The 12,659-nt window shown below is 39.8% G+C and carries 14 protein-coding genes, 2 tRNA genes and 4 pseudogenes; 7 read left to right on the forward strand and 13 right to left on the reverse strand.

Annotated elements, in window-relative coordinates; all coding sequences use genetic code 11:
* Position 1: 1 nt before the first annotated feature.
* The 11 genes and pseudogenes from ACZ42F_RS02010 to ACZ42F_RS02060 form a co-directional block, all read right to left on the reverse strand.
* Positions 2-361, reverse strand: a complete 360-nt coding sequence (locus ACZ42F_RS02010) for a response regulator (protein WP_464280288.1) — start codon at positions 359-361, stop codon at positions 2-4.
* Complete coding sequence (locus tag ACZ42F_RS02015; protein ID WP_464279559.1) at positions 310-438, reverse strand: hypothetical protein; 129 nt, start codon at positions 436-438, stop codon at positions 310-312. The genes ACZ42F_RS02010 and ACZ42F_RS02015 overlap by 52 nt, the downstream gene beginning before the upstream one ends.
* Positions 428-700 (reverse strand): sensor histidine kinase, encoded by a 273-nt coding sequence (locus ACZ42F_RS02020; protein ID WP_464280289.1) that lies wholly within the window; start codon positions 698-700, stop codon positions 428-430. Before ACZ42F_RS02020 ends, ACZ42F_RS02015 begins: the two co-directional genes overlap by 11 nt.
* A complete protein-coding gene (locus ACZ42F_RS02025; RefSeq protein WP_464279560.1) occupies positions 664-2,139 on the reverse strand; it encodes a sensor histidine kinase in 1,476 nt (491 codons plus the stop codon). The genes ACZ42F_RS02020 and ACZ42F_RS02025 overlap by 37 nt, the downstream gene beginning before the upstream one ends.
* Before the next feature lie 329 nt (positions 2,140-2,468).
* Positions 2,469-2,545 (reverse strand) — tRNA-Asp (locus ACZ42F_RS02030).
* Between the two features lie 9 nt (positions 2,546-2,554).
* A tRNA-Val gene (locus ACZ42F_RS02035) sits at positions 2,555-2,630 on the reverse strand.
* 74 nt (positions 2,631-2,704) lie between these two features.
* Complete coding sequence (locus ACZ42F_RS02040; protein ID WP_464279561.1) at positions 2,705-3,436, reverse strand: glycosyltransferase family 2 protein; 732 nt, start codon at positions 3,434-3,436, stop codon at positions 2,705-2,707.
* Positions 3,427-4,603: pseudogene (locus ACZ42F_RS02045) on the reverse strand (DegT/DnrJ/EryC1/StrS family aminotransferase). The gene ACZ42F_RS02040 and the pseudogene ACZ42F_RS02045 overlap by 10 nt, the downstream one beginning before the upstream one ends.
* Positions 4,604-4,623: 20 nt before the next feature.
* Positions 4,624-5,115 carry a dTMP kinase gene (gene tmk / locus ACZ42F_RS02050; RefSeq protein WP_464280290.1) on the reverse strand — a complete coding sequence of 164 codons (492 nt, stop codon included), beginning with the start codon at positions 5,113-5,115 and terminating at the stop codon, positions 4,624-4,626.
* Positions 5,085-5,258 carry a dTMP kinase gene (locus ACZ42F_RS02055; RefSeq protein ID WP_464279562.1) on the reverse strand — a complete coding sequence of 58 codons (174 nt, stop codon included), beginning with the start codon at positions 5,256-5,258 and terminating at the stop codon, positions 5,085-5,087. The genes tmk and ACZ42F_RS02055 overlap by 31 nt, the downstream gene beginning before the upstream one ends.
* Positions 5,234-6,280 (reverse strand): 3'-5' exoribonuclease YhaM family protein, encoded by a 1,047-nt coding sequence (locus ACZ42F_RS02060; protein WP_464279563.1) that lies wholly within the window; start codon positions 6,278-6,280, stop codon positions 5,234-5,236. Before ACZ42F_RS02060 ends, ACZ42F_RS02055 begins: the two co-directional genes overlap by 25 nt.
* A 107-nt stretch (positions 6,281-6,387) precedes the next feature.
* Here ACZ42F_RS02060 and ACZ42F_RS02065 point away from each other — a divergent pair, with 107 nt between their 5' ends.
* From ACZ42F_RS02065 to gap, 6 genes and pseudogenes are all read left to right on the forward strand, one after another.
* Positions 6,388-6,648, forward strand: a complete 261-nt coding sequence (locus ACZ42F_RS02065) for a 4Fe-4S dicluster domain-containing protein (protein WP_029965648.1) — start codon at positions 6,388-6,390, stop codon at positions 6,646-6,648.
* 3 nt (positions 6,649-6,651) lie between these two features.
* A pseudogene (locus ACZ42F_RS02070) lies at positions 6,652-7,796 on the forward strand (2-oxoacid:acceptor oxidoreductase subunit alpha).
* Between the two features lie 4 nt (positions 7,797-7,800).
* Positions 7,801-8,630: pseudogene (locus ACZ42F_RS02075) on the forward strand (2-oxoacid:ferredoxin oxidoreductase subunit beta).
* Between the two features lies 1 nt (position 8,631).
* Complete coding sequence (locus ACZ42F_RS02080) at positions 8,632-9,219, forward strand: 2-oxoacid:acceptor oxidoreductase family protein (protein ID WP_464279564.1); 588 nt, start codon at positions 8,632-8,634, stop codon at positions 9,217-9,219.
* Positions 9,204-9,965 (forward strand): 5'/3'-nucleotidase SurE, encoded by a 762-nt coding sequence (gene surE, locus ACZ42F_RS02085; RefSeq protein WP_029965643.1) that lies wholly within the window; start codon positions 9,204-9,206, stop codon positions 9,963-9,965. The genes ACZ42F_RS02080 and surE overlap by 16 nt, the downstream gene beginning before the upstream one ends.
* A gap of 33 nt (positions 9,966-9,998) precedes the next feature.
* A complete protein-coding gene (gap, locus tag ACZ42F_RS02090) occupies positions 9,999-11,000 on the forward strand; it encodes a type I glyceraldehyde-3-phosphate dehydrogenase (RefSeq protein WP_029965641.1) in 1,002 nt (333 codons plus the stop codon).
* A 104-nt stretch (positions 11,001-11,104) separates the two neighbouring features.
* Here gap and ACZ42F_RS02095 read toward each other — a convergent pair whose 3' ends face one another.
* Entirely contained in the window at positions 11,105-11,524 is a 420-nt protein-coding gene (locus ACZ42F_RS02095; RefSeq protein ID WP_464279565.1) for a VOC family protein, read from the reverse strand.
* Positions 11,449-11,685 (reverse strand): VOC family protein, encoded by a 237-nt coding sequence (locus ACZ42F_RS02100; RefSeq protein WP_464279566.1) that lies wholly within the window; start codon positions 11,683-11,685, stop codon positions 11,449-11,451. Before ACZ42F_RS02100 ends, ACZ42F_RS02095 begins: the two co-directional genes overlap by 76 nt.
* Before the next feature lie 90 nt (positions 11,686-11,775).
* Between ACZ42F_RS02100 and metF the strand changes: the two are divergent.
* A pseudogene (metF, locus tag ACZ42F_RS02105) lies at positions 11,776-12,647 on the forward strand (methylenetetrahydrofolate reductase [NAD(P)H]).
* Positions 12,648-12,659 lie beyond the last annotated feature (12 nt).

Genomic DNA, 12,659 nt, shown 5'->3' on the forward strand with positions numbered 1-12,659 from the left:
TTTAATCCCAAGATAAATGTGAAGTTTTTTCTTTCATCTGAGCTTCTAAAATTTTTTGTTCGTGTTCTTCTTTCTTATTCTTGGCTTGTTCGATTTTATCCAAGAGCTCTTCTAACTCACAGGGTTTCATAAGATAATCAAAAGCTCCCAATTTCATGCCTTCAATGGCTGACTCCACTGTACCATGTCCTGTAAGCATAATAACTTCAATTAAAGGGTATTTGATTTTTATTTCTCTTAAAGTTTCTATACCATCCATACCAGGCATTTTAACATCCAGGATGACTACATCGATATTTTTGTTTTGATTCAAAAAATCCATACATTCTTCTCCAGAGTAAACAGCGTATAAGTTTTCAATGCCTTTTTTCTTAATCTTTTGCTTAAAGTTTCCACAAAATCTTTTTCATCATCTACTAATAATAAATTAACTTTCATTTTCTCCTCCTTGTTTATTTATTGGTAAATAGATAGTAAAGGTTGTTCCTTTACCAATTTCACTTTCTACTTTAATATCTCCTCCCATCTTTTTGATTATTCCGTAGCAGATAGAAAGTCCCAGACCTGTTCCTTTACCCACTGGCTTAGTGGTAAAGAATGGGTCAAAAATTCTGGATAAATTGGCTTTGGGAATACCACATCCTGTATCTGTTATTTCACAGATTATTTGATTTTTTGCTCTTTTGGTAGAAATGGTAATAAGTCCACCTTTTTTTCATCGATAGCATCAATGGAATTATTGATTAAGTTGAGGAAGACTTGCTGTAGCTCTGAAGGAGAAGCATATATTTCTGGCAATCCAGGACTTAAGATAGATTTAATTTTTATATTACTAAACTTGGCCCTTCTGGCAGAAAGAGAGATAACTTCATTTATAAATTCATTGATTTGGATTTTGGATACTCGACTGTCAATGCGCCTGGCAAAACTTAGGAGTTTGTGGGTTATTTCCTTACATCTTTTGCCCTGGGTTTTTATCTGTCGTAAAGAGCGAGAAAATTCTTCTATTTTTCCCCTATCTTGAATGCTTTCTTCCAGAATATCTTCCAGCCATCCTGCTTCTTCCACCATGATTGCCACAGGGTTATTGATTTCATGGGCAATACCTGCAGCTAACTCACCTAAAGAAGCTAGTTTGCCAGCTTCTATTATTTGTTCATTCATAATTTCTTTTTCTTTATCTATCTTTTTTATATGTCTGACTAAATTTCTGGTTATTAGATAAGATAGAGCTACTATAAATATAGTACTTAAAACTAGAGAAATTATTCCAATTTTTTGAGTAAAATATAAATCTCCAAAAGCTAGTTTTTTAGGTTGTTGGAAAATTAAATACCAATTTTTATTTTCTAACTTTGATATTAGATAGATATTTAACTCTTGTAGTTCATTTTTCTTTTCAAAATAGTTTATACCTTGCCTACTATCATTTTTTTGTAAAATATCTTTTATTATGTTAGATTGAGACTCTAAAATAGGATTTTCACTGGTCTGTAGTTTGCCGTCTTCATTTACAATATAGGCTACACCAGAATGTCCTATTTTTATATTTTCTACTATTTTATTGAAATAGAAAAAATCTATAGTTGCTCTGATTAAATAAGTTTTTTGATTAGCTGTTTTTTTTACAGATATTATAAAATGAGGTAGTTTTCTAAATCCTAAGAATACATCGCTTATATAAAATATGTTGTTTTTAGCCTCGTTATACCATTTTTCTTTTTTATAATTTATTCCTTTAAGTTTAAAAGGTCCGACATAGGAAATTTGATTTCCTTCATTGTCTATAACTCCTATGTCTACAAATACATTTCCATAATTACTTTTTAAATTGTCAAATATTTTTTTTAGGGTATCTTCACTTTTTAATTCTTCAAAACTATAAATGTCAGATATAAGCAAAATATTAGATATTTTTTCATTTAAAAAATTTTCAATGTAGATTTTATGTTTTAAAAATATTAGTTTGATATTTTCTAAAGTTTTTTCCTTATAGGAAGTGTTAAATTTAAGAGCAATAAAACCATTGACCAGTAAAAGAGGAATGAGCGAAACAAGTACAATCAAAATCCACACTTGTCTGGTTAATTTTTTATAATAGTGCTCTGAATGATAGCCAGTGGATTGAGTGGTTTTCACAGTTTTTTGCTCCTTGTTTGATTGGTTTGATTGGTTTTATCTTTTGGTTATCAATAACTGTGCCTGCTTAACTTATTGATTTTATTAGCTTTACTTTGAATGGAGGTGTAAAAAAATTTTACAAGTGTAAAAGAAAAATACAGGGAGGTGCTAGAAAGCTTTTTGGCTGGGAGTTTAGAACTCTTGGGATAAGTAAAAGAGAAAGTCTAGGTAAGATAGATTAAGGTTTGTTTATGGTAGATGAGAAACCTGAAATATAGAAGCTAAACTATTGAAATAAAAGAAAAAAACAAAAAGCCACTATCCTTGGATAGTGGCTTTTTTCTTGATGGCGGGGTCGACGGGACTTGAACCCGCGGCCTCCGGCGTGACAGGCCGGCGTTATTACCATCTTAACTACGACCCCTTGTCAAAGTGGTGGGCGGAACAGGGCTCGAACCTGTGACCCCCGGCTTGTAAGGCCGATGCTCTCCCAACTGAGCTACCCGCCCTCCGTAGGAGACAGCTTTTTATATATTAGCTTGCGAGTTGTCAACATTTTTTTGAGATTTTTTTTCTTTTATCTCTAATATTTTGATATATTTAAGAAAACCATAGAAAAAGAATTTAGAGCCAAAATAAATCCAGCCTGACCGTCACGAAAGCCCTGTTTGAAAAGGTAGATTTTTAAAAAGCGAGCCAGCCCATGGCCCAGAGCCTTGAAGAGCCCACTGGAAACACCTTTACTGGCTAAATCCTTAGCTGCTTCCTGGGTATAGTAGTTTATTTTGTTTAGATGTTCGCTCAAATTGGCGTAAGGAAAGTGGATAATGTCTCCTTTTAGTTTTTTGGTTTTACCCTGAGGCTTAAAGCCATAGTGAGGCTCAGAAATATGAAGGTTAGTCTGAGGTAAAGAAAAGACCCTGAGCAGATAGTCTGGATACCAGCCAGAATGCTTTAAAAACCTGTCAAAGTAAAAGGACCTTCTGGGGCAGTAAAAGCCCACATAGTCCCGGGGATTTTGCAGGTGTGTTATGATTTCTTTTTGTAATTCCGGGGAAAGTATCTCGTCCTGGTCCAGGGAGACTACCCACTGGGTTTTTATGTGTTTAAAGGCATATTCAAACTGTTTGCCCGGTCCTGGCCAGGGATTGACTAAAACTCTGGCTCCTAAGCTTTGGGCAATTTCTCTGGTAGCGTCAGTGCTTTCTGAGTCCACCACTAGGATTTCTTGGCAAAAACTCAAACTTTGCAAACACTTTTCCAGGTATTTTTCACCATTAAAGGTAAGGACCAGTCCAGTTGCTTTTACTGACACTTGGCTTGCTCCAAGATGGTCTTTACAGCTAAAATGACATCTTCAATATCCCTTGCAGTGAGTTTGGCGGAAAGGGGAAGGCTTAGGGTTTGCCTGCCTATTTTAGCTGCCACAGGATAGTCTTCTGGCCTCCAGCCAAAGGTCTTTTGATAGTAAGGATGTTCTGGCAGGCTTAAATAGTGTACTCCAACCCCTATATTGTGAAAGGTCATCTGTTCTAAAAAGGCATCTCTAGAAATATGGGTCTTTTGTTCATCCACCAAAATAGTAAAGAGATGATAAGAGGGTTTCAGATAAGAGGGAAAAGGAGCAGGTAAGGTTAAAGGCAAATCCTGAAAGGCTTCCAGGTATTTTTCCCAGACCTCTTTTCTTTTTCCCAATACGTTTCCACTCTTTTTAATTGATGAATGCCAATTGCAGCTTGTAAGTCCATCATATTGTATTTAAAGCCAGCCTCAACCACTAAATAGTGCTTATATCCCTCATCTGAAAACCTGCGCCAGGCATCAGCACTCATTCCGTGCAGGGCTAAAATTTTTATGCGTTTAGCCAGTTCCTGGTGAGGAGTAATAACCATACCTCCCTCACCAGTAATAATGTTTTTGGTAACATAAAAGCTAAAACAGCCAAAATCTCCAAAGGTTCCGCAGGGTTTATCCTTATACTTGGCCTCTATAGCATGGGCACAGTCTTCAATGATTTTGAGTCCATATTTTTGAGCTATTTCTAAAATGGGGTCCATTTCACAGGGCCTGCCTGCAAAGTGTACGGGCAAGATAGCCTTGGTCCTGGGCGTTATTTTTTTTCAATGAGTTCAGGATTGATATTAAAGGTATCCTCTTCCACATCCACTAAAACAGGAGTGGCTCCAGCATGAATAATGGCATTTACAGTGGCACAGAAGGTAAGAGGAGTGGTGATTACTTCATCTCCAGGACCAATGTCTGCTGCAATAAGGCTTAAGTGCAGGGCAGCAGTGCAGGAATTAACAGCTATGGCATAGGGAATATTTTTATATTGTTTAAAGTCTTTCTCAAATCTAGCTACCTTGGGACCTGTACCTAACCAGCAGGTTTTTAAACTGTGTACCACTTCTTGAATTTCTTCTTCTTCAATGAGAGGAGAACCAAAAACCAGGAATTCTTCTTTAGAACGAATGGGTTGCATGGGAAGTTTCCTTTTTAAACCTAGAATTTTAGTTTGTTTTTTATCTTTTCCAGTAACTGGGCAAAAACCTTTTCTGGAGCAGGAGAGCCATCCAGGACAATAAAGCGTTCAGGATGTAAGGAAGCCAGGGTAAGATAACCTTCTCTTATTTTCTGGTGAAAATCCAAACTTTCTGCTTCAAACCTTCCTTCCTGTCTGGATTGTTTATTCTCTAAATTGCGCTCTAGAGCTCTTTTTAGACCAGTCTCTACTGGCAGGTCCAAAAGTATAGTAATATTGGGCTCCAAGTTGTTGGTAGCCAGGGCATTTAATTGGTAGAGCAAGTCCAGTTCAATACCCCTTCCATAGCCCTGATAGACCAGGGTGGAGTCCACATAGCGGTCAGAAATCACCACTTTGCCTTGAGCCAGGGCTGGTTTTATTACCTGTTGTACATGCTCTACCCGGTCGGCCAGATATAAAAAAAGCTCACATTCCTTGCTTATACCTTGATTTTCCAGGGAGAGCAGGATTTTCTAAGCTCTATTCCCAGTTTGCTTCCACCTGGTTCACGGGTTAAAACTACTTCCTTATTTTGTTCTTCTAGGTAGTGTTTTAGTTTTTTGGCTTGAGTGGTTTTTCCACAGCCTTCTATTCCTTCAAAGGTAATAAACATTGGTTTATCCTCGCAAGTTTGGCTTGGGAAGTTTCTTCAGAATTATCCTTAGGCCTAGGGGTTCTTTTGGGCCAGAAAAGTGGTCTGGAGAGTACTCGGTTATACTCAGACCAAAAGGGTTCTGTTTCTGAGTCTGGTTCGATATTTAAGCTCTGTTGCAGGAGATTGAGTTTAGCGTCCAGATTGTCTGCAAAGTGGAGCAAGATAGCCTCAGGCGTTTTGGGCCTTTTAGGTGAGCCAAATTCCAGCTCCCCATGATGAGAAAGGATGAGGTGCTTTAAGTGCAGGATTAACTCAGGTTCTTTTTCTTCCAGAGGAGTTAAAAAGGGCTGGAGCTTTTCCAGACCTAAAAATATATGCCCCAAAAGTTTTCCTTCATCTGTGTAATTGCGACTAAAACTGGATTCCAGTTCAAAGGCCTTGCCCAGGTCGTGTAAACAAGCAGCAGTAAGTAAAATGTCCCTGTCTATAAAAGGGTAGAGAGCACTTAACTGCAAACAGATTTTACACACAGCTAAAGTATGCTCCACCAGTCCTCCCAGGTAGGCATGGTGGATGGATTTGCCTCCAGGGGCCTGTAAAAAGGCCTTTTTTAATTCCTGGTTTTTAAAAACAGAAGTTAAGAGATTTTTCCATAGGGGATAGTGGATATTAGGCCAGAGTAATTCCTTTAGTTCCTGAAAAATTTCCTCTGGCGGCTTTTCAGTAGCTGGTAAAAACTGGCTTAAGTCTATTTCTTCCTGACTTAAAGGAGTTAATTCTTCTATTTTTAACTGTAGCTCCTGTCCAAAGGCTTGCACTGTTCCTCTAATCCAAAAAAAACTTTCAGGGGCAATTTCTTCCAGTTGCAAGCTCAAAGGACTCCAGATTCTGGCTTGCATTTGCCCGCTTTTGTCCTGGAGTACAAGTTGCCAGTAAGGACCATTTTTGGCCATGAGTTTTTGGGCTGATAAGACCAGGAAGATGTCCTCTACTTTTTCCTGTTCTTTTAGGTCTGTCAGGTATTTTTTTTTCTCTTTCACTGTTGCCTATCTTATTTATTTGGACTAAGAAATTAACCACTCTTGTTCCTTGGGATTTAAACAAGGAAGTATAAAAGCGCAAGTTTTATCTTATTTTTGGGGGTAAAATGGCTAAAAAGAAAGGTGAAACCATTGTTACTGTTTATCCTGCCTGGTGTAAAGGCTGTGGTATTTGTGTAAATTTCTGTCCGGGCAAGGTGCTGGAATTTGATGAACATGGCAAGGCCTATGTGGCCAGGATGGAAGAGTGTATAGGCTGTGGATTTTGTGAACTACACTGCCCGGACTTTGCCATTTCTGTGGTTGCTAAGGATAAAAAGGATAATAAAAGGAATAATTCTGAGCATAAAAACGAGGGAAAAAATTAAGTTATGGCTAGAAAACCTAAGAGAAAAGAACTTTTTGCTTTGGGCAATGAGGCTGTGGTGGAAGGAGCCCTTTTAGCTGGATGTAGTTTTTTTGCAGGCTATCCCATTACTCCTTCTACCGAAATAGCTGAAGGCATGGCTGCAAAACTTCCTCAACTGGAAGAGGGCGTTTTTGTGCAGATGGAAGATGAAATTGCCAGCTTAGGAGCAGTGATAGGCGCTTCTCTGGCTGGCAGAAAGGCTATGACTGCCACTTCTGGACCTGGATTTTCTTTGATGCAAGAACATATTGGCTATGCCTGTATGGCTGAAGTGCCTTTGGTTATTGTCAATGTTATGCGGGGAGGCCCTTCTACCGGCTTACCCACCAATCCTGCCCAGGGAGATGTGCAGCAGGCCAGGTGGGGTACGCATGGAGACCATCCCATTATTGTCCTTTCGGCCAGTGATGTGCAAGAGTGTCTACACATGACCATTGCAGCTTTTAATTTTGCTGAAAAATACAGGACTCCTGTTATTTTGCTTTTAGACGAAGTCACAGCACACACCAGAGAAAAGATTGTGCTTCCCAGACCTGAAGAACTTACCATTATTAATCGCACCATTCCCACCATGCCACCAGAGTGGTATGTGCCTTATGAAGAGACCATGCGGGGAGTTCCTCCCATGCCACCTTTGGGCTCTGGGTATCGTTATCATGTAACTGGTCTTACCCATGATGAGCATGGCTACCCTACGAGTAAAGCTAATGAAATAAGTGCCCTTATGCATAGGTTGTTTAGAAAAATAGACCAGTTTTTCTATGACATCCAGTTGGTAGAAGAAGTGGAAACAGAGGATGCAGAGGTGGTAGTGGTGGCCTATGGTTGTGTAGCCAGGTCTGCCAAGCTCGCCATTACCCAGGCCAGAGAGAGTGGTTGTAAGGCAGGACTACTTGTCCTAAAGACCCTTTTCCTTTTCCCAGGACCTATGTAGAAAAGCTGGCTAGACAGTGTAAAAAGGTAATAGTCCCGGAAATGAACATGGGACAGATTTCCAGAGAAGTAAAAAGGGTAAATAATGGCCTTTCCAGGGTGGTAACTATCAATAGAGTGGACGGACAGATAATTACTCCTGGAGAAATCTTGAAAAAAATTTATAAGGATTAGGCTTATGGTTGAAACCACAAAACTTATTCATGAATATTTACGACATTCTAAAAAGTTTCCTCATGTTTATTGTCCTGGTTGTGGGCATGGTATTGTGCTTGGTTCTATTATTAGAAGCGTACACCATCTGGGGTTGAGTAAAGATGAGGTGGTGTTAATTGCTGGTATTGGCTGTTCAGGCAGAATGGCTGTGTATGTGGACTTTAACACCATTCACACCACCCACGGTCGGGCTTTAACTTTTGCTACTGGGGTTAAGCTGGCCAACCCTAAGCTAAAAGTCATAGTGGTAATGGGAGACGGAGATGCCCTGTCCATTGGCGGTAATCACTTTATCCACGCTGCCAGGAGAAATATTGGGGTGACTGCTTTGGTTTTAAATAACAACATTTATGGCATGACTGGTGGACAGAGCTCTTCCACCACACCAGAAAATTCCTATTCCACCACCACTCCCTATGGTCATCTGGAAAGGGACTTTGATGTGGTCAACCTGGCCCTTGGTTGTGGAGCCAATTTTGTTTCTAGAACTACGGCTTTACATGCGCAGTTGATGGATAAGCTTTTAACTAAAGCTATTGAAAATCCAGGATTTAATGTAGTAGAGGTCTTAACTCCCTGTTTTACTCAATATGGGCGTAAAAATAAATTTAAAAATGTTGTGGAAATGTATTCCTGGTATAGAAAAAACACTATTAAAGTAGAAAAGTATAAAGAGCTGCCTGAAGAAAAAGAGCAGGCAAGATTCCCATTGGAGTATTCTCAGACAAACAAGAGCCTGGTTTTGAAGAAAAATATGGTCAATTAAGGGAAAAGCTTAGGAGTAAAAAATAAGATGTCAGCTAAAGAATTTTATCTCAACCGCTTTGAAATACGCCTTTCAGGCCTGGGAGGACAGGGTATCTTAACTCTGGGCAAGATTATGGGACAGGCCCTGGCCCTGGAGCATGGTTTTTATGTAACTCAAACCCAGAGTTATGGTCCTGAAGCCAGGGGTGGGGCTAGCAGGTCGGATTTGGTTATTAGTTCTTCGCCCATCAGCTATCCCAAGCCAGAAAACTTAGATGTCCTGGTGGCCTTGAGTCAGGAGGCTTGTAATCTTTATTTTCGCAATCTAAAGGCAGATGGGCTATTGGTGGTGGATACCTTTATGGTAGAGCAATTGCCTACTAATAACTATGTGGGCATACCCTTTACTCAACTGGCCAAGGAAAAGTTAAAAGTGGTTCAGGCTACCAATGTACTTACTCTGGGAGCTTTGTGTTATTTACTTCCCTTTTTAAATAAAAATGCAGCGGCTAAAACTTTAAAGGAAGTTTTTCCAGCCAAAATAATAGATAAAAATATAAAGGCCTTAAATTTAGGTTATAGCAAAGCCAAACAACTCTATCCGGATATACCTAAAAAATGGTCGTTCTCCTAACCAATGATGATGGTATTCAAGCCCTAGGCTTGCGTGCCCTGTATAGGGCCTTGCTTGGAGCAGGCATAGAAGTGGTGGTAGTAGCGCCCCTTACTGAGCAAAGTGCAGTGGGACACGCTGTGACCATCTTTTCTCCTTTGAGGAGCAAGCAAATCAAAGAAGATGGTTTTCAAGGTATAGGGATTTCTGGTACTCCAGTGGATTGCGTGAAGTGGGCCTTAAATTTTTACTTTCAGGAGAAAAAACCAGATCTGGTAATCTCAGGGATAAACAATGGAGCCAATGTGGGCATTGATATCCTTTATTCAGGGACAGTGTCAGCAGCTACAGAAGGGGCACTGGCCAATATTCCTTCTTTAGCTGTTTCCATTGATGACTTTAGGCCTGCAGACCTGGAACAAGAGGCCAGATGGGTAAGCAGATTTATTTTTGAGGTAGATTGGCCAGCACTTCCCAAGCGTACGGTTTTAAACTTAAATTTTCCTGGAATAGGGGTGGAAAAGAGTAAGGGGTTAAAAATCTGTCCCCATACAGATGTAATTTATGAGGACAGGTATGAAAAACGTCTGGACCCCAGGGGAAGGGAATACTTTTGGCTGACAGGAGTTATTCCCTTAAAAAAGGTTAGACCTGATACAGACCGCTATTTGCTTTCCCAGGGGTATATTACTTTAACTCCTTTGCAACTGGACCTTACCAATTATCAGTTGTTAAGAGATAAAGATAAGTGGTTTAAGAATAAGTAAAACCTTAACTTTAAGAGAGTTTAGGAGGTTAAAATGGCTATAAAAGTTGGTTTAAATGGCTTTGGGAGAATTGGGAGGTACTTAACCAGATTACTTAAAAATAGACCAGAGTATGAATTGGTGGTGATAAATGCCAGAGCTGATAATGCCTCTCTGGCGCATTTGCTGCGCTATGACTCTGTGCACGGCACTTTTGAGGCAGAAATAACTCCCAATGAAGAGGGTTTTATCTACGAAGGCAAACAGGTGTATGTGACCAGAAAGGCTCCTGGCGAGTGGGAGTGGGGAAAATATGAAGTGGATTTGCTGATTGAAAGCACGGGCAAGTTTAGAGACAGAGAGTCCTGCGAAAAGCATCTTGCCTGTGGAGCCAGAAGAGTCTTGATTAGTGCACCTGGAAAAGAGCCAGATGTAACTATTGTGGTAGGAGTAAATGATAAAGATTTAAAGCCAGAACATAAGATTATTTCCAATGCTTCCTGTACTACCAACTGCCTTGCTCCTGCAGCCAAGGTTATTCAGGAAAATTTTCAGATAAAACACGGTATTATGACCACCATCCACTCCTATACCATGAGTCAGAGGATTTTGGATGGCTCTCATAAGGACTTGAGAAGGGCCAGGGCAGCTGCCATGTCCATGATACCCACTACCACTGGTGCTGCCAAGGCTGTTACCCAGGTTATTCCTGAGTTAAAGGGCAAACTGGATGGCATGGCTGTGCGCGTTCCTACCCCCAATGTTTCTTTGGTGGATTTTGTTTGCGAGGTGGAAAAGCCTACTTCTAAAGAAGAAGTAAATAAGGCCTTGCAAGAAGCTTCCAGGACCTATCTTAAAGACACCCTGGGCTATACAGAAGAACCTCTGGTCTCCATAGACTTCAACGGTTCCACTTATGGCGGAGTAGTGGATGGGCTGTGCACCACAGTAATGGACTCCACCCTGGTAAAAACTTTGATTTGGTACGACAATGAAGCAGGATTTACCAATCAACTCTTACGCCTGATGGATAGAGTATCTAACTTTTTGAAATAATTTTATTTATAAAAAATCCCCTTTAGCCTGGAAGAACTAGAGGGGATTTTTTTATTTTTTCGTTTTTAGTTTAGAAAAAGAAAAAAATGATTCAGGCAAGTTAATCAAGCTTTTTTGTGGCCATGAAAAAGTTCGCTTCCAGCTCCTGGATAAACAGGAGATTGCTTATACTTAGCCGGGGTTGGCCAAAAGTGGGGGTTGGGAAATTTTCCTTCTTTAAGGGCAGCTACAGGTTCTCTATCCAGATGTTGCTCTAAGATGGATAAGTCTATGTCAGGCAAGGGCCAGGAAAATTCCAGAGGAATGTTGTTGGGGTCAAAGGTATAAAGAGAATAGATATAACCGTGATTTAGAATCTCTGACACCCAGAATTGATTGTATTCCAGCTTGTCTTTAAGCACAAAAAGGTCTTCTTTGCTTTCCACACTAAAAGCCAGGTGGTCAAAACCTAAAGGCGTATTGGTAGGATAGCCGTGTTCTTTTTCTGGCAGTTTTTCTGCACCTGGCCATTCAAAGAAAACCACCAATTCTTTAGGGGAAATTTTGAAAAATATTGGCGATAACTGGGGCTTCCCAGAGTCATAATGAGTTCAAATCCCAAAAGGTCTCGCCAATAGCGCACAGTTTTTTCCATGTCCTGGGTGATCAGGGCAAGGTGATTTACTCCTTTTATTTTGGGATACATAATAATCTCCTTGAATTTTTGGGACTAAAGGAATATCTATAAAGTTTATCTTTTTGAAGTCAATTTACTTTTAGAGCAAGGAGTTGAATTTTGCAAATAAGAGAGCTTTTAACTCAAAGGGATTTTTTTATTTCTCTGGAGTTTTTTCCACCTAAAGAAAAGGAAAAGTGGTCAGATTTTTTTGCAGAAGTGGAAAATTTAAAACAGATAAATCCTCTTTTTGTTTCTGTAACTTATGGAGCTGGCGGAAGTACCCAGGATTATACCCTGGAGATAGTAAAGATTTTAAAACAAGACTTTGCCTTGGAGCCCATGGCCCATCTTACCTGTGTGGGAGCTAAGGAAGAAAATATTACTTTCTTTTTAGAAAGTTTAAAAGCAGCTCAAGTGGAAAACATTCTGGCCTTACGAGGAGACCCACCCAGAGGGGAAGAAAAATTTGTGCCTGATAGTGAGAGGTTTAAGCACGCCTCAGATTTGGTCCAGTTTATTCGGGAAAAAGAAGGACAGGGATTTTCTCTGGGAGTAGCTGGTTATCCTGAAGGACATGTGGAAGCTAAGAGTTTGGAAGAGGATTTAAACTATCTTAAATTAAAATTGGACCTGGGTGGAGATTTTGTAATTACGCAATTGTTTTTTGACAACAACCTCTACTTTGATTTTGTAAGTAGGGCGAGAAAAATAGGCATAGACAAGCCTATTATTCCAGGGGTTTTACCCATTATGAGCCTTAAGGGCATTAAGCGGATTGTAAACCTCTGTGGAGCCAGTATCCCTCAGGAACTTTTGACTGAACTGGAAGAGGCAGAGAAAAAAAGGGAAGTGCTGGAGTAATAGAAGTGGGTATTAAGCAGGCTCAAAAACAGGTGCAGGGGTTGTTAGAAGGTGGTGCTCCAGGAGTACACCTTTATACCTTAAATAAGTCTCAGGCTTGTTTGGAGATTGTTAAAAATATTTTATAATTTATAAAAGGG

The sequence above is a fragment of the Desulfonauticus autotrophicus genome, assembly GCF_055381725.1.

What these genes read in the sequence shown, in the direction of transcription:
- ACZ42F_RS02065 (WP_029965648.1), top strand. Translation starts at nt 6,388, where the DNA reads ATGGCTAAAAAGAAAGGTGAAACCATTGTTACTGTTTATCCTGCCTGG.
- gap (WP_029965641.1), top strand. Translation starts at nt 9,999, where the DNA reads ATGGCTATAAAAGTTGGTTTAAATGGCTTTGGGAGAATTGGGAGGTAC.
- ACZ42F_RS02055 (WP_464279562.1), bottom strand. Translation starts at nt 5,258, where the DNA reads ATGTTTATTACCTTTGAAGGAATAGAAGGCTGTGGAAAAACCACTCAA.
- ACZ42F_RS02080 (WP_464279564.1), top strand. Translation starts at nt 8,632, where the DNA reads ATGTCAGCTAAAGAATTTTATCTCAACCGCTTTGAAATACGCCTTTCA.
- ACZ42F_RS02100 (WP_464279566.1), bottom strand. Translation starts at nt 11,685, where the DNA reads ATGTATCCCAAAATAAAAGGAGTAAATCACCTTGCCCTGATCACCCAG.
- surE (WP_029965643.1), top strand. Translation starts at nt 9,204, where the DNA reads ATGGTCGTTCTCCTAACCAATGATGATGGTATTCAAGCCCTAGGCTTG.
- ACZ42F_RS02015 (WP_464279559.1), bottom strand. Translation starts at nt 438, where the DNA reads ATGAAAGTTAATTTATTATTAGTAGATGATGAAAAAGATTTTGTGGAA.